A 17,221-nucleotide genomic window follows, 5' to 3' on the forward strand; every position below is an offset into this window, starting at 1 on the left:
CTGCACGATCGTGCGCTCCTCGGCGAACACGTCATCGACCGAGTCGGGGCCCTGCCCGCGGGCCGCATGCCGTGCTCGTCTTCCCAGATGCGACCGTCTCGATACGCTCACTCCCCGTCCATCGGCTCGAAGGCGACGTCGGTCGACATTCCGAGGAACGCGCCGACCTCGGCCAGGCCCGCGTCGAGCGAGCGCCGCTCGCCGCGCGAGAACACCCGCCACGGCAGCACGCGCAGCGTCGCCCGCCCGCCCTGCACGACCGGCGCCCATCGGCCGACCATGACGCCGCCGGCGAGCATCGCGTGCAGCGGGAACTCGGGGATGATCGGCGCCTCGACGCCGGGCGGCTGCAGGTACGCGCGGGGCATCGCGTAGCCCATGATGTACTCGTCGTAGCCCTGGAGCAGGTCGACCCGCTCCCCGTCGTCGTCGTGCGCGGCCCGCGCCGCGGGCCGTGCCGACCAGGCGGCCGCGACCTCGGCGTCGTGCCAGAGCTCCTCCTCGTCGTCGTCGAGCCGCTCGATCCGGCCCGGGCTGCGTTCGGATGCCGCGGCGAGTGCCGTCCGCACGTCGCCGAGCGTCGAGCCCGACCAGGCGGCGAGGTCGCGCACCGTCGCGGGGCCCCGGGTCGAGAGCGCGCGGTCCACGAGTTCGGCGAGGGCCTCCTCCCGTGGGCGGGGCGCCGCGGCGGGCACCCGCTCGTCGAACGCCGCGTACGTGCGCTGCCGCCCGGCGCTCGCACCGGAGATCGCGACGAGCTCGAGCTCGGCGATGAGCAGCACGAAGAGCAGCCCCGCCGTCGGCAGGCCGGCCCGTTCGAGCTCCTGGGCGATCTCGCCGCGCGTGCGGTGGCCGCCCGCGACCGAGCGCGCCACCACGTCGACCGCCCGTGTGCCGGCCTCGCCGTCCCATCCGGCCTTGCGGATCGTGCCGGCCATCTGCCGGCGCACCCGGGGCGCCGACAGCTCGAGCAGCCATCGTGCATCGTCGGGCGCCACGAAGTGCCAGGTCGGGCGCAGCACGTGGGTACGCAGGATCTCGCCGCGATCGATCGCGGCGGCGACCGCGGCGGCGTCGGGTCGACCGTCGGGCGCGATGCGCTGCGCGAGACCCCATTGCGCGGGCAGGTACTCCTGCGCCTGCACCGCGAGCGCACGCCGCACGACCTCGGGGGCCGTCGTGGGCGCCGGCCTCGAGGCATCCGGCCCGCGCAGGCCCTGCGCGAACAGGCGCCGCGAGCGCAGCTCGGCGGCGAGCACCTACGTCACGTCCCTCCGCCAGGTCGTCGCGCCGCCGATCACGGTCGCGACGACGGCGATGCCGAGCAGCACGAGCCCGCCCTGCCACCACTCGAGCGACTGGGCGGTGCCGCCCGGCGTCGCCATCGTGTAGAACGACGCCCCGACGAGGGCGTCGCTCGCCGCGCCCGGCAGGAACTTGCCGATCGCGGCCGTGACCTCGCTCAGCGAGGCCACGATGCGCAGGATCGGCTCGATGAACTGCGCGAACACGATGACGATCACGATGGCCGCCACCTGGTTGACGACGAGCACGCCCAGGCCGACGCCGATGCCGCCCCAGAGTGCGAGGGCGAGCACGCCGCGGCCGATGAGGGCCCAGGTGTCCGACGAGTCGAGGCCGGTGTCGAGGCCGAAGCCCGCGAGCGCCGCGGCTCCGGCGCCGACCGAGGCGGCGAACGCGACCACGCCGAGGCCGGCGCCGATGACGATCTGCGTCGCGAACTTCGACCACAGCACGACCTGACGGTGCGGCGCTGCGAGGAACGTCGGCGTGAGCGTCTTGTGCCGGTACTCGCTCGTGACCGCGAGCGCGCCGAGGAGCACCGGGAACACGTACCCTATCGACGAGGCGAAGCTGTAGATGAGCGGTGCCAGTTCGGTGCCGGGCGGAACGACCGCGCCGCCGCCCGGTCCGCCGCTCGCCTCGGCGGCCGCCTCGGGGTTCGCGGTCGCCCAGCCGAGGAAGGCGCCGAGTCCGCCGGCCGTGACCCCGACGTAGGCGAAGAGGATGATCGCGAGCAGCCACCACATCCGCGTGGTGAACACCTTGCGGAACTCGGCGCCGATCGCGTTCCAGCCGTTCACGACTCGTCACCCCCGCCCACGAGCGACAGGAACGACTCCTCGAGCCCGGATTTCAGCCGGTGCAGCGCGCTGAGCTCGACGCCGCCGACGAAGGCCGCGTGCCCGACGCGCGCCGGATCGGGCTCGGCGACGATGAGCCCGCCGCGCCCTTCGGTGTACTCGAGCCCGGCCGCGTCGAGCGCCGCCACGAGCGCCGCCCGGTCGGGCGAGTCGACGATGGTGCGGGGCGCCGCGTCGAGCTCGAGGCTCGCGAGGGTGCCGCGCTTCACGAGCCGGCCCTTCGAGATGATCACGACGTCGTCGACCGACTGCTGCACCTCGCTCAGCAGGTGCGACGAGACGAGTACGGTGCGTCCCTCGCGGGCGAGCGCCTGCAGGAAGCCCCTGATCCACTTGATTCCCTCGGGGTCGAGCCCGTTGATCGGCTCGTCGAGCACGAAGACGCCGGGGTCGCCGAGCAGCGTGTACGCGAGCGCGAGGCGCTGCCGCATGCCGAGCGAGTACCCGCCGACGCGGCGGTCGGCGTACTCGGCGATGCCCACCTGGGCGAGCACCGCCGGCACGCGCGAGCGGTCGATGCCCGCCGCCGTCGCGTACACGAGGAGGTGGTTGCGGGCCGACCGGCCGGGGTGGAAGCTCGCGTCGAGCGATGCGCCGACGGTCTCGAGCGGGCGCGGCAGCGCCGCGTAGGGCGTGCCGCCGAACGTCGCGGTGCCGGCGTCGGGTCGCTCGAGCCCGAGCAGCACGCGCAGGGTCGTGGTCTTGCCCGCGCCGTTGGGCCCGAGGAAGCCGGTCACCTTGCCGGGCTGCACCGTGAACCCGAGGTCCTCGACCGCGGTGACCGCGCCGAAGCGCTTCGTCAGACCCGTGATCTCGATGGGGATGCCGTCGGCCATGCGCGCTCCTCACGTCAGGGGCGTCGCAGGTCGCCCCCTCGACGAGCTCGGGGACCGGGCCGCGCCCCCGCTCGACCCATGCTCGCGGCCGAGGCCGCGGACATGCTCACCCTAGCGAGCGTGCGGGCCCTCGGGCATCCGTCTCGCGGGGGATTCGCAGATCAGCGCGAGGATCGCTCGGTCTCAGTTCAGCGCCCGGATGCCGTCGGGCAGCACCCCGCCCGAATAGAGGTCGGTCGCGAGGTCCTGCAGGGCTCCGAGTGCGACCCGCTGGGTCGTCGGGCCGTAGGAGAGGCGGGCGACGCCGAGCGCCTCGAGGCGGGCGGGGGCCGGCACCCCTGGCAGCCCGATGAGGGCCAGCTTCTGCTCGCCGAGGGTAGCGACGATCTCTTCGATCTCGGCCTCGCCGAACACGCCGGGCACGAACACGCTCGTCGCACCGGCGTCGAGGTAGGCGCTGCCGCGCTCGACGACGTCGGCGATCCACACCTCGCGCGGGCGTTCGCGGCCGCGCAGCCACGCGTCGGTCCGGGCGTTGAGGGCGAACGGGACGCCCTCGGCCTCGGCCGCGGCGACGGCCGCCTGCACCGTGGCGACCGACTCGGTGAGCGGCTTCAGCCGGTCTTCGATGTTCGCGCCGACGATGCCCTCGCCGATCGCACGACGGACCGTCTCGCCGGGGGCGCCGTAGCCGTCGTCGAGGTCGGCGCTCACCGGGACCTCGACGGCGCGGGCGATGCGACCGGCCATGTCGAGCATGAGCTCGACCGGGATCTCGCCGTCGGCGTAGCCGAACGACGCGGCGATCGAGTGGCCGGCGGTGGCGAGGGCGCGGGTCTCGGGCAGGGCGGCGACGGCGCGGGCGCTCACGACGTCCCACACGTTCACCACCTGCAGGAGCTCGGGGGCGGCGTGCAGTCGGCGCAGTTCGGCGGCGGTCTCGGCGAGGGTCATGACCTCACCCTACGGGCCTCGTCCGACAGGGGCGCCATGCGTTCGCCGCGAGTAGCATTCGGACATGGGGGAGCGTCCGGCCGAGGCATCCGGGCCGCCGCGCGCCCGCAGGGTGTCGCTCAGTGCCGTGCTCGACGGCTTCTTCTTCGTCTACGCGGGGCTCGCCTCGATCTGGCTGGCCTGGCTCGTGCTCGAGCAGAGCTTCGACTGGGGCTGGTTCGGGCCGCTGTTCTTCGTCGTGTTCTGGCTCGTGCTCGCGTACCTCGTGCTGCCGCGCCTGCACCGCATCCTCACGACGATCTACGTGCCCGACTACTTCATCGGCCGGGCCCGCACGAGCGACGGGCTGCTGGGCGACCCCGTGAACCTCGCGCTCCGGGGCGACGAGCGATCGCTGCACGAGGCGATGGCCGCCGCCGGCTGGACCCGTGCCGACGACGTCGACGCCCGCTCGAGCTGGCGCATCATCGCCTCGACGCTCACGCGCAGGAGCTACGACGAGGCGCCCGTGAGCCCCCTCTTCCTCTTCGGCCGGATGCAGGACTTCGCCTACCAGCAGGAGGTCGCGGGCAACCCGGCGAAGCGCCACCACGTGCGGTTCTGGCGCACCCCCGACGGCTGGCTGCTGCCGGGCGGGCGCCGGGTCGACTGGCTCGCCGCCGGCACGTTCGACCGCTCGGTCGGGTTCTCGCTCTTCACCCTGCAGATCACGCACAAGATCGACGCCGACACCGACGTCGAGCGCGACCACATCGTGCGCACGCTCGTCGACTCGGGCGTGCCCGTCGAGGTCGGGGTGATCAGCGACTTCTCGACCGGCTACCACTCGCGCAACGGCGGCGGCGACACGATCCGCACCGACGGCGACCTGCCGGTCGTCGTGCTGGGCGATGCCATCGGCGTGGAACCCGCGGCCGCCGATGCGGCGGCGCGCGCACGACGCGACGAGCTCGAGGCCGCACTCGCCGCCGGCGGCGGGCCCGGCGAGGTCGGCAAGCGCACCGCCTTCGAGCCGTTCGCCCGTCTCGCCGAGCGCGACACCGGCCGGATGCCTCGGCCGGCGGCCGCTCGACGGCCGATCACGATCTCGCTCGGTGCCGCGCTCATCCTGGTGCGCGTGCTGCTCGGCGTCGTCTGGCTCATCTCGCTCGCGATGCAGTGGCCGACGATCGTGGGCGAGGCGGCCGACATCCACATCGACGACGTCTCCGACGCCGACGCGGCGCAGATCGTGCTGTGGTTCATCGTGGGCGCCGGGGCGATCGTGCTGCTCGCGCAGCTCGTCTTCGCCTGGCTCGTCTTCCGGGGCAGCAACTGGGCCCGCGTCACCGTCATGGTCGTCGCCGTGCTGTCGACGCTGCTGTCGGCGATCGACTACTGGGTCGGCAGCGCCGAGATCACGATCCGCACGACGCTGCTGACCCTCGCCGTCGACATCCTCGTGCTGCTCGCACTGTCGAGCCGGGCGGCCCGCACCTGGTCGCGCCGCCCGCGGTATCGCCCCGCCGGCTGAGCGCGACGACCGTCGACGGGCCGCGGGGGCGGGACGAACGTCCCGCCGCCTTCACCCGGCCGCGACCCGTTCGCCCGGCTCGATCGCGGGCAGTGCCAGGTCGGGCGTTCCGGCCGCGAACATGCGCCGCACGATCGGCAGGAACGGCTTCGACAGCATCACGCGCGTCATCAGCCTGGCCATCGCCGCGTCGAACCGGCTCGCCGGCACCATGCGCTTGATGCCGCCGCCCGGGATCCGCTTGCCCGCCTCGACGAACGGCGCGATGTCGCTCGCGTACCGGGCGAGCGCCGCCGGCAGCTCCCCGGGCGAGGCCACGACGTGCTCGGCGAGCAGGTAGGCGCCGATGAGCGCGGTCGCGGTGCCCATGCCCGTCATCGGCGAGCCGCACGACGCGGCATCGCCGAGGAGCGCGACCCGGCCGTTCACCGGCTCGTCGAGGTCGATGCGCACGAGCTCGTCGAAGTAGAAGTCGGATGCCTCGGCCATCGCCGCGACGATGGTGTCGGCGTGCCACCCGGCGCCGTCGAGCGCCCGGCGGACGAACGCCTCCTGCGCGGCGCGGTCGCCGCGCAGGGCGGGGTCGTGCGCGCCGCGCAGCGTCAGGATCGCCTTCGAGGTGGCCGGGTCGCGGTCGGGCCGGAGACCGAACGCGATGCCGGGCACGAAGCGCAACGCGAACCAGCCGGGCTCGAGGTCGGCCGGCGTCGGCAGGGTGAAGAACGCGGCGTATCCGCCGAGCGGGTGCGCGTAGCGCTCCTCGGGGCCGAAGGCGAGTCGCCGGGTCGCCGAGTGCACGCCGTCGGCACCGACGACGAGGTCGAACGAGGCGGGCGCGGCGTGCTCGAAGCCGACGTCGACGCGGTCGTCGTGCTGTTCGAGCGCAGTGATGCGGTCGCCGTAGCGCACCTCGACGAGCCCCGGAGCGGTGGCCGCCGCCTCGTCGAGCGCCTCGAGCAGTGCATCGGCGAGGTCGCCGCGGGCGATCTCGATCTCGGCGACGGCGCCCTCGCCGTCGAAGTCCTCCATCGACATGCGGCCGAAGACCCGGCCCTGTTCGTCGACGTAGGACATGCCGGTCTCGTGCACCCGGCGGGCGTCGATGCCCGGCATGAGCCCCATGCGCTCGGCGACCTCGCGGCTCGCGCCGCGCAGGTCGACGGCCTGGCCGCCGGGGCGCGGCGCGTCGGCGCGCTCGACGACGGTGGCGCGGATGCCGTGGCGCACGAGTTGCAGTGCGAGCGCGAGGCCGGCGATGCCGGCGCCGGAGATCAGGACGTGCGGTGCTGCGGTGCTGCTCATGTTCGTGCTCCTCCAGGATTGAGACGTTTGTCTGATACGTCTGTTCTACACCTGCGTTAGACAAATGTCTAATACAAACGTCTGAATCGTTCGGTACGATGGGGGCATGGGCAATCGTGAGGACCTGTTGGAGGGCGCGCGCCGGGTGATCCTCGAGCGCGGCGTGGCGAAGGCGACCGCGCGCGACATCGCGGCGGCGGCCGGCGTGAGCCTGGCGGCGATCGGCTACCACTTCGGGTCGAAGGAGCAGCTCATCACCGAGGCGCTCACGGAGTCGCTCGGATCGGGTATCGGCGATCGCATGGAGGCCGTCATCCAGGAGACGACCGCGCTCCCGGCCCTCGAGGGGTTCGCGGCGCTCTTCAACCGCATGCCCGAGGTGTTCGCCGACAACCGCGAGGCCCTGCTCGCCAGCCTCGAGAACACGGTGCGTGTGCTGCGCGGTCCCGAAGGCGCGCACGACCTCGCCGCGGCGACGAACGAGGCCTGCCGCGGGATCGCCGAGCATCTTCGCATCTCCCGGCCCGAGCTCGACGACGCCCGGGTCGACGCGATCGCGAAGCTCGACTTCGCGCTGACGCAGAGCCTCGGCATCCTGTGGCTCGTCGACCCCGACCTGGTGCCGACGGGCGACGAGCTCGCGCTCGCCGTCGCGGCGATCGCGGGGGAGCCGCAGACCGCGCCGCCGGCCGAGTAGCGCGCGACGAAGTCGCACCCGTATCGACGCCCTGGTGGCCCGGTCTCGCGACCGGTCACGTGGTTTCGAGGTGCGTCGCCGCTACTCCACGAGCGATCGGTGCGCCGCGCACGGCGCGGCGCCGCACGGCTCGCACAGCACGAACTCGGCGTCGCACGAGGCATCCGTGCAATTGGCGGTCCTGCTGGTCGCCGCACCGCAGCGGGCGCACTCGCCGATGACGGCCGCATGGTCGGAGAAGTCGATCGACCCGCGCCCGTCGAAGACGTACAGCGATCCCTCCCAGAGCCCGTCGTCGCCGTAGCGCTCGCCGTAGCGCACGATGCCGCCGTCGAGCTGGTAGACCTCGCCGAAGCCGCGGCTCGTCATGAGGCTCGAGAGCACCTCGCATCGGATCCCGCCCGTGCAGTACGTGACGACCGGGCGGTCCTTGAGGTGGTCGTACGCTCCCGAGTCGAGCAGGCCGACGAAGTCGCGCGTCGTCTCGGTCGGCGGCACGATCGCTCCGCGGAACCTCCCGATCTCGGCCTCGAGCGCGTTGCGGCCGTCGAAGAAGACGACGTCGTCGCCGCGCTCGCCGACGAGGTCGTGCAGCGCGTCGGGGTCGAGCTTCGTGCCGCCGCCCACGACGCCCGTCTCGTCGACGCGGAGCTCGCCGGGCGCGCCGAACGACACGATCTCGTCGCGCACCTTGACGCTGAGCTTCGGGAAGTCGAGGCTGCGGCCCTCGTCGTCGAGGCCCGTGCCCTCGCTCCACTTGAAGTCGACGTGCTTGAAGGGCGCGTATTCGCGGGTCTTGCGCACGTAGCGCTTGAGCGCCCGCAGCTCGCCGCCGAGGGTGCCGTTGAGCCCGTCGTGCGAGATGAGCAGGCGCCCGCGGAGTCCGAGCGATTCGGCGAGGTCGCGCTGCCACAGCCGGATCGCCTCGGGGTCGGCGAGCGGCGTGAAGGCGTAGTACAGCAGGATCTTGGCGACGGGCACCCGCAGATCTTACGGGCGTAGGCTGACGACGGGCTCGGATGCCGCGTCCGAGGCCGGAGAGGACGCCGATGTTCGACTACGATCCCTACGCGCAGTTGCAGGCCCTGAGGCCCCTCGACTCGTTCACGGTGACGAGCGCGGACCTCGAGCCGGGGCAGCCGCTCGCCGCGCCGCAGCGGAGTGCCGGTCGCGGCGGGTCCGACGTGTCGCCGCAGCTCGGCTGGACGGGATTCCCGGCGGAGACGAAGAGCTTCGCGGTGACGTGCTTCGACGCCGATGCGCCGAGCGGGGCGGGTTGGTGGCACTGGGCCGTGGCGAACATCCCGGTGACGACGACATCGCTCGAGGCCGGCGCCGGCGCGCCCGATGCGCTGTCGCGAGGCCTGCTGCCCGAGGGCGTGGTCGTGCTCGACAACGAGTACCGCGAGCCCCGGTACCGCGGCTCCGGGCCGCCCGCCGGTACCGGCGTGCACCGCTACTTCTTCGTCGTGCATGCGCTGGGGGTCGAGCGACTCGACGTCGACCCCGCGACGACGACGCCGACGGTGCTGAGTGCCCAGTGCTTCTTCAACGGCGTGGCCCGGGGCATCCTCGTCGGCACCGACGTGAACCCCGCCGACGCGTAGCCCGCGTCAGTGCTTCGAGCCGCTGAAGGCGAGCACGCCGCCGAGGCCGATCATCATCACGCCGCCGGTCGCCGCGAGGTGCTCGGCGCGCTTCGGCGACTTCGCGAACCAGTCGCGAGCCGACCCGGCCGCGAGCGCCCACACGGAGTCGCACGCGAGGGCGAGCACGACGAACACGAGGCCGAGCTCGGCGAGCTGCAGCGGGATCGAGCCGGCGTCGAAGTCGACGAACTGCGGCAGCACCGCGACGAAGAACGCGATGGTCTTCGGGTTCGAGACGCCGACGAAGAATCCCTCGGAGAGCAGCCGCACGGGTGAGCGGCGCACGACGGTTCCGGTCACCGCGGCCGACGCGTCGGCCCGGTGCCGGATCGCCTGGATGCCGAGATATGCGAGGTAGAGCGCGCCCGCGATCTTGATCGCCGTGAAGACGACGACCGACTGCGCGACGATCACCCCGACGCCGAGCGCGACGGCGGCGATGAGCGGGAGCATGCCGATCGCGTTGCCGACGACGCTGAGCAGCCCGCCCACGCGGCCGAGTGCGAGCGACCGCCCGATGACGAACAGCACGCTCGGCCCCGGGATGACGATGAGCACGACCGACGCGACGATGAACGCCCAGAGGTTCGATGCGGGGACCATTCCGGAATCGTACGCCTGATCGCTCCCTCAACCCGCCCTCGCACCTCTCCGGGCGGTCGCTCGCCATGCGGACGGATCCGCGGTGCCCCTTCCGCCCGGCCCGGTGCCGGTGCTCTGCATGCGGCGCGGGTGGGGCCGGGCGGGCACTCGAACCCGTGCAGGACGACTCGGAGCGATACGGTGGCACACGTGAGCGCCCACATCTCCGCGACGGTCGCCGACGGCGTCGGCCACGTCACGCTCGACCGACCGCAGGCCATCAACGCCCTCTCCTACGAGATGGTGCGTGAACTCACCGCCGTGTTCGACACCTGGCGCGACGACAGCGAGGTCGGCGTCGTCGTGCTCGACGGCGCGGGCGACCGCGGGTTCTGCGCGGGCGGCGACATCCGCGAGCTCTACGGCTACGCGACCAACGGCGGGCACGGCGAGGCGCGCGACTTCTTCCGCACCGAGTACCGGCTCGACGCCGCGATCGCGCGCTACCCGAAACCCGTCGTGTCGATCATGGACGGCATCACGATGGGCGGCGGCATCGGCCTCTCGGGCCACGCCTCGATCCGCGTCGTCACCGAGCGGTCGAAGCTCGCGATGCCCGAGACCCGCATCGGCTTCACTCCCGACGTGGGCGGCACCTGGTTGCTCGCGAAGGCGCCGGGCGAGCTCGGCGTGCACCTCGCCCTCAACTCGCGCACGATGACCGCGGCCGATGCCCTCTACGCCGGCTTCGCCGACGCCTACGTCCCTTCACGCGATCTGCCGCACCTGCTGCAGGCGCTCGCCGAGCGCGCCGACCCCGGCAGCCCCGCCGAGATCGTCATGCTCTTCGACGAGACGCCGGCCGAGGCATCCACGCTCGCCCTCGCCCGTGACTGGATCGACGACTGCTACGTCGCGCCCTCGGTGGGGGAGATCATCGCCCGACTGCGCGCGCACGGGCACCCCGATGCCGCGACCGCGGCCGACGAGCTCGAGACGCTCTCGCCGACGGCGATGGCCGTGACGCTCGAATCGGTGCGCCGGGCGCGCACCCTGCCGAACCTCGAGGCGGCGCTCGAGCAGGAGTTCCGCGCGGTCAACTGGTTCCTCGGCCAGCACGACCTGCACGAGGGCATCCGGGCGCAGGTGATCGACAAGGACCGCGACCCGAAGTGGAACCCGCCCGAGCTGCGCGACCTGCCGCGCGACCTCGGCGCGCGCGTGCTCGACGACCCGAGCGCCGGCCGCGTCTTCGACACTCCCGCCGGTTGAGGGGCACCGCTCCTCAGCGAGCGGGTCGGGTCGCCTGCGCGAGGCACGCCTCGAGCGCGACCCACGCGAGCATCGCGCACTTGACGCGCATCACGTACTTCGAGACGCCGTGGAACGCGATCGCGTCGCCGAGCACCTCTTCATCGGGTTCGCCCGCTCCCTGCGACCGCAGCATCGCGCGGAACGCCTCGATGAGCTCGCGCGCCTCGTCGACCGTGCGCCCGGCGACGAGTTCGGTGAGCGTCGACGCCGAGGCCATCGAGATCGAGCATCCGTCGCCCTGCCAGGCGAGCTCGGCGATGCGGGCGGTGCCGGGGCCGCCGCGGTCGTCGGTCGAGTCGGCGGCATCGGCGGACGAGAGCTTCACGCGCACGGTGATCTCGTCGCCGCAGGTCGGGTTGTACTCGTGGTGCTCGGCGTCGGGGTCCTCGAGCAGTCGGTCGCCGTTGCGCCGCTTCGACTGGTCGAGGATGATCTGCTGGTACAGCCCCTCGAGCCCGCTCACGCGATCACCGCCGCGGCCTGGTCGGCGACGCCGAAGAACCGTCGCACCTCACCGAGTGCGTCGACGAAGCGGTCCATCTCGTCGGCCGTCGTGTAGACGTGCGCGCTCGCACGCGTCGTGGCGGTGACGCCGAGCGCACGGTGCAGCGGCTGCGCGCAGTGGTGGCCGACCCGCACGACGACGCCGGCCTCGTCGAGGAACTGCCCCACGTCGTGCGCGTGCACCCCCTCGACGCCGACCGCGACGAGGCCCGCACGCGGGGCACCGGCCTGCGGGCCGACGACCCGCACGCCGGGCAGCGACGCGAGCCGGTCGACGACGCGCGCCGCGAGCGCCTGCTCGTGGGCGGCGACCGCCTCCATGCCGATCGCCTCGAGGTAGCGCACCGCCTCGGCGAGGGCGACGGCCTGCGACACGGGCTGGGTGCCCGCCTCGAAGCGGTGCGGTGCCGGCAGGAACTCGGCATGGTCGAGCGTCACCCGGGTGATCGTCGATCCGCCGGTGCGAGCGGGCGGCAGCGCGTCGAGCAGCTCGGCGCGTCCGTAGAGCACGCCGATGCCGTTCGGACCGAGCATCTTGTGTCCCGAGAACGCGGCGAAGTCGACGCCGAGCGCCGCGAAGTCGGTCGGGCGGTGCGGAACGGACTGGCACGCATCGAGCACGACGAGCGCCCGCGGCGCCCGCTCGCGCACGAGCGCGACGACGTCGGCGACGGGCGCGATGAAACCCGTGACGTTCGACACCTCGGCGAACGCCACGACCCGGGTGCGCTCCGAGAGCTCGGCCGCGAGCCCGTCGAGCGACCACAACCCGTGCTCGTCGACCCGCACGCCGCGCAGGCGCGCGCCCGTGCGGGCCGCGAGTCGTTGCCACGGGATGAGGTTCGCGTGGTGCTCGGCCTCGGTCACGACGATCTCGTCGCCGGCTTCGAGCACGAATCGGGATGCCTCGGGGCCGGCGAGTCCGGCCGAGGCGTCGGCCAGGCCGAGCGCGACGATGTTGAGCGCGTCGGTGGCGTTCTCGGTCCAGACGACCTCGCGGTCGCCGGCGCCGACGAAGCGCGCGACCGTCGCACGGGCGTCTTCGAAGAGCGTCGTCGAGCGGCCCACGGCCGCGCTCGCACCGCGGTGCACGGGCGCGAGGTGCCGTTCGAGGTAGTCGCGTTCGGCGTCGAGCACCTGCCGCGGGCGTTGTGCGGTCGCGGCGGAATCGAGGTACGCCGGGGCCGAGCGGTCGGCGAATGCGGGGAAGTCGCCGCGGAGGTCTGAGACCGCACGTGCGCCGATGCGGTCGAGGTCGGTGGTGCTCATCCCTTCAATCGTCCCACGCATGAGAGCCGTGTCGGCTGGGAACTCGATGTATACACAATTGCCAGATTTGCTCGGAATTTGCGCCGAAGCGGGCGTGAGCGTATACATGAATGGGGGAGGGTAACCATGCGAGCGAGTGAACGCGCCTACCGGGCGCTCCGCGAGGAGATCCTCGACGGCGTGCTCGCGCCCGGAACCGCGCTCGCCGAGGTCGAGCAGGCGAACCGGCTCGGCGTCTCCCGCACCCCGGTGCGCGAGGCGCTCGCGCGACTCGAGGCCGACGGGCTCGCGACGGCCGCCTCGGCGCGCGTGCTGCAGGTCTCTGCGCTCGACGCCGCGAGCATCGTCTCGCTCTACGAGGTGCGCGAGGCGCTCGAAGGCCAGGCCTCGCGCCTCGCCGCGCGCCGTCGCGACCCGGCTCGCTTCGCCGAGCTGCGGCGTCGGCTCGCCGAGGCGCCCGAGCTGCTCGACGAGGGCGACGACGGGCTTCGCGCCTACTACGACGTCGTCGACGCCCTCGACGACGAGATCGAGGCGGCCGTCGCCAACCCCATGCTCGCCGCCGCCCTGCAGAGCGCCCGCCTGCACTCGGCCCGCGTGCGCCGGCTCGCGCGCCAGCACCCCGAGCGACTCCGCGCCGCGGCATCGGAGCACCTGCTCATCGTCGACGCGATCATCGCCGGCGACACCGATCTCGCGGCGCACGCCACCCACGTGCACCTGCACCTCAGCCTCCGGCACGCGCTCGCGTCGATCGAGGAGAGATCCGCGCTCGTCAGCCCGACGGGCACCGCGTAGCCTGACCGATGGAACACTTCAGAAAGGTCCACCCCATGCACAACCACCACGTCCGCACGCACCGCAGCGATGAGAACCTGCAGCGCGAGGGCCAGCTCGCCTGGGCGCTCGCCGGTGTCGCGACCGACCCGGTCGAGCTCGACGACGACGTCGTCGACATGGTGGTGAACCGCGTCATCGACAACGCCGCGGTCGCGGCGGCCGCGATCGCACGCCGCCCCGTCGTCTCGGCCCGCAGCCAGGCACTCGCCCACCCCGTCTCGATCGGCGGCGACGGCGCGACCGTGTTCGGCGCCGACGCGGCACGCCGCACGAGCCCCGAGTGGGCGGCGTGGGCCAACGGCGTCGCCGTGCGCGAGCTCGACTACCACGACACCTTCCTCGCGGCCGAGTACTCGCACCCGGGCGACAACATCCCGCCGATCACTGCGGTCGCCCAGCACCTCGCGCAGGGCCGCGGCCTCAGCGGGCGCGACCTCGTGCGGGGCATCGCGACCGGCTACGAGATCCAGGTCGACCTCGCCAAGGCGATCTCGCTCCACCAGCACAAGATCGACCACGTCGCGCACCTCGGCCCGTCGGCCGCCGCCGGCATCGGCACCCTGCTGGGCCTCGACCGCGAGACGATCTTCCAGGCGATCGGGCAGGCCCTGCACACGACCACCGCGACGCGCCAGTCGCGCAAGGGCGAGATCTCGACGTGGAAGGCGCACGCGCCCGCTTTCGCCGGCAAGATGGCGATCGAGGCCGTCGACCGCGCGATGCGCGGCCAGACGAGCCCCGTGCCGATCTACGAGGGGGAGGACGGCGTGATCGCGTGGCTGCTCGACGGGCCCGACGGCTCGTACGAGGTGCCGCTGCCCGACGAGGGCGAGTCGAAGCGCGCCATCCTCGACTCGTACACGAAGGAGCACTCGGCCGAGTACCAGGCGCAGGCGTGGATCGACCTCGCCCGCAAGCTCCACGAGGAGTACCCGCTGATCCTCGACGCCGAGCACATCGAGTCGATCACGCTGCACACCTCGCACCACACGCACTACGTCATCGGCTCGGGCGCGAACGACCCGCAGAAATACGACCCGGATGCCTCGCGCGAGACGCTCGACCACTCGATCCCGTACATCTTCACGGTGGCGCTGCAAGACGGGGCCTGGGACCACGAGGTCTCGTACTCGCCCGAGCGTGCGCACCGCCCCGAGACGATCGCGCTCTGGAAGAAGGTGTCGACCGTCGAGGACCCCGAGTGGACCCGCCGCTACCACTCGCTCGACATCGCCGAGAAGGCGTTCGGCGGCCGCGTCGTCATCAAGCTCGCCGACGGCGGCGAGATCGTCGACGAGATCGCCGTGGCCGACGCGCACCCGCTCGGCGCCCGGCCGTTCGCCCGCGAGCAGTACGTGAACAAGTTCCGCACGCTCGCCGAGTGGGCGCTCACGCCCGACGAGATCGAGCGGTTCCTCGACGTCGCGCAGCGCCTGCCCGAGCTCGGCCCCGACGAGCTCGGCGGCCTCACCTTCACGGTCGCGCCGGGCGCCCTCACGGGCGTCGAGATCCCCGAGGGGCTGTTCTGATGCTGTACTCATCCATTCCGGCCCACGAGAAGCGGCGGCTCTTCCGCGAGCGGCTCGCGACCGGCGAGATCATGCGGTTCCCCGGCGCGTTCAACCCGCTGTCGGCGAAGCTCATCGGCGAACGCGGCTTCGAGGGCGTCTACATCTCGGGCGCTGTGCTGTCGGCCGACCTCGGCCTGCCCGACATCGGGCTGACGACGCTCACCGAGGTCGCCGGCCGGGGCAGGCAGATCGCCCGCATGACCGAGCTGCCGGCCATCATCGACGCCGACACCGGCTTCGGCGAGCCGATGAACGTCGCCCGCACCGTGCAGGAGATGGAGGACGCGGGTCTCGCCGGCCTCCACATCGAGGACCAGGTCAACCCGAAGCGCTGCGGCCACCTCGACGGCAAGCAGGTCGTCGACTACGAGACCGCGCTGCGCCGCATCCGTGCCGCGGTCGACGCGCGCCGCGACGAGAACTTCCTCATCATGGCGCGCACTGACATCGCCGCGGTCGACGGGCTGCAGGCCGCGATCGACCGGGCGAAGGCGCTCGTCGACGCCGGTGCCGACGCGATCTTCCCCGAGGCGATGCGCTCGCTCGAGGAGTTCGCTGCGATCCGCGCCGCGGTCGACGTGCCGCTGCTCGCGAACATGACCGAGTTCGGCAAGAGCGAGCTCTTCACGGTGCAGCAGCTGGCCGATGTCGGCATGAACATCGTCATCTGGCCGGTGTCGCTGCTGCGACTCGCGATGGGCAGTGCGATGCGCGGGCTCGACGAGCTCGAGGCATCCGGTTCGCTCACCGCCAAGCTCGGCGACATGCAGCACCGGGCCGAGCTCTACGAGCTCGTCGACTACGAGGCGTACAACCACTTCGACACCTCGATCTTCAACTTCACCGTCGCACGCTGACGACCGCAGAACGCCAACGCAAGGGAGCATCCATGGCCGAGCAGGAGATCTACAAGGGGCTGGCCGGGGTGCCGGTCGACTACACCGCCATCTCGAAGGTCAACCCCGAGACGAACTCGCTGCTCTACCGCGGGTACCCCGTGCAGGAGCTCGCCGCGTCGTGCACGTTCGAGGAGGTCGCGTACCTGCTCTGGTACGGCGAGCTGCCGAACGACGACGAGCTCGCCGCGTTCGAGGACCGCGAGCGGTCGCTGCGCGGCCTCGACCACGAGGTGAAGCGGATCATCGACGAGCTGCCGCTGTCGGCGCACCCGATGGACGTCGTGCGCACGGCGGTGAGCGTCATCGGCGCGAGCGACCCCGCGACGCCGGACGACTCGCCCGAGGCCAACCTCGACAAGGCGATCCGGCTCTTCGCGAAGCTGCCGTCGATCGTCGCCTACGACCAGCTGCGGCGGCGCGGGCTCGAGTTCGTCGAGCCGCGCGACGACCTCGGGTACTCGGCGAACTTCCTCTGGCAGACGTTCGGTGAGGTGCCCGAGCTGCCGGTCGCGAACGCCTTCGACGTGTCGATGATCCTGTACGCCGAGCACTCCTTCAACGCGTCGACGTTCACGGCGCGGGTCATCACCTCGACGCTGGCCGACCTGTACTCCGCCGTCACGGGTGCGATCGGTGCGCTCAAGGGGCCGTTGCACGGCGGCGCCAACGAAGCGGTCATGCACGCGTTCGATGAGATCGGCCCGGGCGAGGGCGGCGCGGAGCGCGCGGTGGCGTGGCTCGACGACGCGCTCGCCTCCAAGCGCAAGATCATGGGCTTCGGGCACCGCGTCTACAAGAACGGCGATTCGCGCGTGCCGACGATGCGCGACGCGATGGAGCGCATGGTCGAGTTCTACGACCGCCCCGACCTGCTCGAGCTCTACGTCGCCCTCGAGCAGGCGATGGGCGAGCGCAAGAACATCAAGCCGAACCTCGACTACCCGGCGGGCCCGACGTACCACATGATGGGCTTCGACACCCTGACCTTCACGCCGCTGTTCGTCGCCTCGCGGGTCACCGGGTGGACGGCGCACATCATGGAGCAGGCCGCGTCGAACGCGCTCATCCGCCCGCTCTCGGTGTACAACGGGGTCGACGAGCGGCACGTCCCGGCCAAGGGCTGACC

The 17,221-nt window shown here is 72.4% G+C and carries 17 protein-coding genes; 8 read left to right on the top strand and 9 right to left on the bottom strand.

All coding sequences use genetic code 11. The annotated features are described in order from the left end of the window. Positions 1 to 107: 107 nt before the first annotated feature. The 4 genes from PX701_RS08210 to PX701_RS08225 form a co-directional block, all read right to left on the bottom strand. Positions 108 to 1,259, bottom strand: coding sequence for a winged helix DNA-binding domain-containing protein (locus tag PX701_RS08210; RefSeq protein ID WP_275506012.1), 1,152 nt, complete (start codon positions 1,257 to 1,259; stop codon positions 108 to 110). Next, complete coding sequence (locus tag PX701_RS08215; RefSeq protein WP_231429074.1) at positions 1,260 to 2,105, bottom strand: ABC transporter permease subunit; 846 nt, start codon at positions 2,103 to 2,105, stop codon at positions 1,260 to 1,262. Further along, positions 2,102 to 3,001 carry an ATP-binding cassette domain-containing protein gene (locus tag PX701_RS08220; RefSeq protein ID WP_231429073.1) on the bottom strand — a complete coding sequence of 300 codons (900 nt, stop codon included), beginning with the start codon at positions 2,999 to 3,001 and terminating at the stop codon, positions 2,102 to 2,104. The genes PX701_RS08215 and PX701_RS08220 overlap by 4 nt, the downstream gene beginning before the upstream one ends. 183 nt (positions 3,002 to 3,184) lie before the next feature. After that, positions 3,185 to 3,955, bottom strand: a complete 771-nt coding sequence (locus PX701_RS08225; RefSeq protein WP_275506013.1) for an isocitrate lyase/PEP mutase family protein — start codon at positions 3,953 to 3,955, stop codon at positions 3,185 to 3,187. Positions 3,956 to 4,019: 64 nt separating this feature from the next. Between PX701_RS08225 and PX701_RS08230 the strand changes: the two genes are divergently transcribed. Next, positions 4,020 to 5,468: an LssY C-terminal domain-containing protein gene (locus PX701_RS08230; RefSeq protein WP_275506014.1), complete on the top strand. Its 1,449-nt coding sequence runs from the start codon at positions 4,020 to 4,022 to the stop codon at positions 5,466 to 5,468. 51 nt (positions 5,469 to 5,519) lie between these two features. Here the strand turns inward: PX701_RS08230 and PX701_RS08235 are convergent, their stop codons facing one another. Continuing rightward, on the bottom strand, positions 5,520 to 6,770 hold the full coding sequence (locus PX701_RS08235; RefSeq protein WP_275506015.1) for an FAD-dependent monooxygenase: 1,251 nt from the start codon (positions 6,768 to 6,770) through the stop codon (positions 5,520 to 5,522). A 106-nt stretch (positions 6,771 to 6,876) separates the two neighbouring features. Here PX701_RS08235 and PX701_RS08240 point away from each other — a divergent pair, with 106 nt between their 5' ends. After that, positions 6,877 to 7,467 (top strand): TetR family transcriptional regulator, encoded by a 591-nt coding sequence (locus PX701_RS08240; protein ID WP_231429069.1) that lies wholly within the window; start codon positions 6,877 to 6,879, stop codon positions 7,465 to 7,467. Positions 7,468 to 7,548: 81 nt separating this feature from the next. Here PX701_RS08240 and trhO read toward each other — a convergent pair whose 3' ends face one another. Then, on the bottom strand, positions 7,549 to 8,448 hold the full coding sequence (gene trhO / locus PX701_RS08245; protein WP_231429068.1) for an oxygen-dependent tRNA uridine(34) hydroxylase TrhO: 900 nt from the start codon (positions 8,446 to 8,448) through the stop codon (positions 7,549 to 7,551). Positions 8,449 to 8,516: 68 nt separating this feature from the next. Here trhO and PX701_RS08250 point away from each other — a divergent pair, with 68 nt between their 5' ends. Continuing rightward, on the top strand, positions 8,517 to 9,074 hold the full coding sequence (locus PX701_RS08250) for a YbhB/YbcL family Raf kinase inhibitor-like protein (protein ID WP_231429067.1): 558 nt from the start codon (positions 8,517 to 8,519) through the stop codon (positions 9,072 to 9,074). Positions 9,075 to 9,080: 6 nt separating this feature from the next. On the opposite strand, the gene PX701_RS08255 is transcribed toward PX701_RS08250, so the two are convergent. Continuing rightward, positions 9,081 to 9,719 carry a LysE family translocator gene (locus PX701_RS08255; RefSeq protein ID WP_275506017.1) on the bottom strand — a complete coding sequence of 213 codons (639 nt, stop codon included), beginning with the start codon at positions 9,717 to 9,719 and terminating at the stop codon, positions 9,081 to 9,083. Positions 9,720 to 9,908: 189 nt separating this feature from the next. On the opposite strand from PX701_RS08255, the gene PX701_RS08260 reads away from it, so the two are divergent. Then, the gene (locus PX701_RS08260; RefSeq protein WP_275506018.1) at positions 9,909 to 10,970 is read left to right on the top strand and encodes an enoyl-CoA hydratase/isomerase family protein; all 1,062 of its coding nucleotides are present in this window, start codon (positions 9,909 to 9,911) and stop codon (positions 10,968 to 10,970) included. A gap of 13 nt (positions 10,971 to 10,983) precedes the next feature. Here PX701_RS08260 and sufU read toward each other — a convergent pair whose 3' ends face one another. Both sufU and PX701_RS08270 read right to left on the bottom strand, forming a co-directional pair. Next, positions 10,984 to 11,475: a Fe-S cluster assembly sulfur transfer protein SufU gene (gene sufU / locus PX701_RS08265; protein WP_231429064.1), complete on the bottom strand. Its 492-nt coding sequence runs from the start codon at positions 11,473 to 11,475 to the stop codon at positions 10,984 to 10,986. Beyond that, a complete protein-coding gene (locus PX701_RS08270) occupies positions 11,472 to 12,785 on the bottom strand; it encodes an aminotransferase class V-fold PLP-dependent enzyme (protein WP_231429063.1) in 1,314 nt (437 codons plus the stop codon). Before PX701_RS08270 ends, sufU begins: the two co-directional genes overlap by 4 nt. A gap of 126 nt (positions 12,786 to 12,911) precedes the next feature. Here PX701_RS08270 and PX701_RS08275 point away from each other — a divergent pair, with 126 nt between their 5' ends. Genes PX701_RS08275 through PX701_RS08290 form a run of 4 tightly spaced genes read left to right on the top strand, consistent with a single transcriptional unit; the run spans position 12,912 to position 17,219 of the window. Next, on the top strand, positions 12,912 to 13,583 hold the full coding sequence (locus PX701_RS08275; RefSeq protein WP_231429062.1) for a GntR family transcriptional regulator: 672 nt from the start codon (positions 12,912 to 12,914) through the stop codon (positions 13,581 to 13,583). A 35-nt stretch (positions 13,584 to 13,618) separates the two neighbouring features. After that, a complete protein-coding gene (locus PX701_RS08280) occupies positions 13,619 to 15,154 on the top strand; it encodes an MmgE/PrpD family protein (RefSeq protein ID WP_231432203.1) in 1,536 nt (511 codons plus the stop codon). Then, on the top strand, positions 15,154 to 16,053 hold the full coding sequence (gene prpB / locus PX701_RS08285) for a methylisocitrate lyase (RefSeq protein WP_275506019.1): 900 nt from the start codon (positions 15,154 to 15,156) through the stop codon (positions 16,051 to 16,053). Before PX701_RS08280 ends, prpB begins: the two co-directional genes overlap by 1 nt. 32 nt (positions 16,054 to 16,085) lie before the next feature. After that, positions 16,086 to 17,219, top strand: a complete 1,134-nt coding sequence (locus PX701_RS08290; protein WP_231429060.1) for a bifunctional 2-methylcitrate synthase/citrate synthase — start codon at positions 16,086 to 16,088, stop codon at positions 17,217 to 17,219. The last annotated feature ends 2 nt before the right edge of the window (positions 17,220 to 17,221 follow it).

Origin of the sequence: Agromyces chromiiresistens, from assembly GCF_029167465.1 — a bacterium.
Lineage (GTDB): Bacteria > Actinomycetota > Actinomycetes > Actinomycetales > Microbacteriaceae > Agromyces > Agromyces chromiiresistens.

Bases quoted from the DNA above. Each gene is read 5' to 3' on its own strand.
- PX701_RS08255 (WP_275506017.1), bottom strand. From the start codon at position 9,719: ATGGTCCCCGCATCGAACCTCTGGGCGTTCATCGTCGCGTCGGTCGTG.
- prpB (WP_275506019.1), top strand. From the start codon at position 15,154: ATGCTGTACTCATCCATTCCGGCCCACGAGAAGCGGCGGCTCTTCCGC.
- PX701_RS08225 (WP_275506013.1), bottom strand. From the start codon at position 3,955: ATGACCCTCGCCGAGACCGCCGCCGAACTGCGCCGACTGCACGCCGCC.
- PX701_RS08220 (WP_231429073.1), bottom strand. From the start codon at position 3,001: ATGGCCGACGGCATCCCCATCGAGATCACGGGTCTGACGAAGCGCTTC.
- PX701_RS08250 (WP_231429067.1), top strand. From the start codon at position 8,517: ATGTTCGACTACGATCCCTACGCGCAGTTGCAGGCCCTGAGGCCCCTC.
- PX701_RS08240 (WP_231429069.1), top strand. From the start codon at position 6,877: ATGGGCAATCGTGAGGACCTGTTGGAGGGCGCGCGCCGGGTGATCCTC.
- PX701_RS08230 (WP_275506014.1), top strand. From the start codon at position 4,020: ATGGGGGAGCGTCCGGCCGAGGCATCCGGGCCGCCGCGCGCCCGCAGG.
- PX701_RS08280 (WP_231432203.1), top strand. From the start codon at position 13,619: ATGCACAACCACCACGTCCGCACGCACCGCAGCGATGAGAACCTGCAG.
- PX701_RS08270 (WP_231429063.1), bottom strand. From the start codon at position 12,785: ATGAGCACCACCGACCTCGACCGCATCGGCGCACGTGCGGTCTCAGAC.
- PX701_RS08275 (WP_231429062.1), top strand. From the start codon at position 12,912: ATGCGAGCGAGTGAACGCGCCTACCGGGCGCTCCGCGAGGAGATCCTC.
- PX701_RS08235 (WP_275506015.1), bottom strand. From the start codon at position 6,770: ATGAGCAGCACCGCAGCACCGCACGTCCTGATCTCCGGCGCCGGCATC.
- PX701_RS08290 (WP_231429060.1), top strand. From the start codon at position 16,086: ATGGCCGAGCAGGAGATCTACAAGGGGCTGGCCGGGGTGCCGGTCGAC.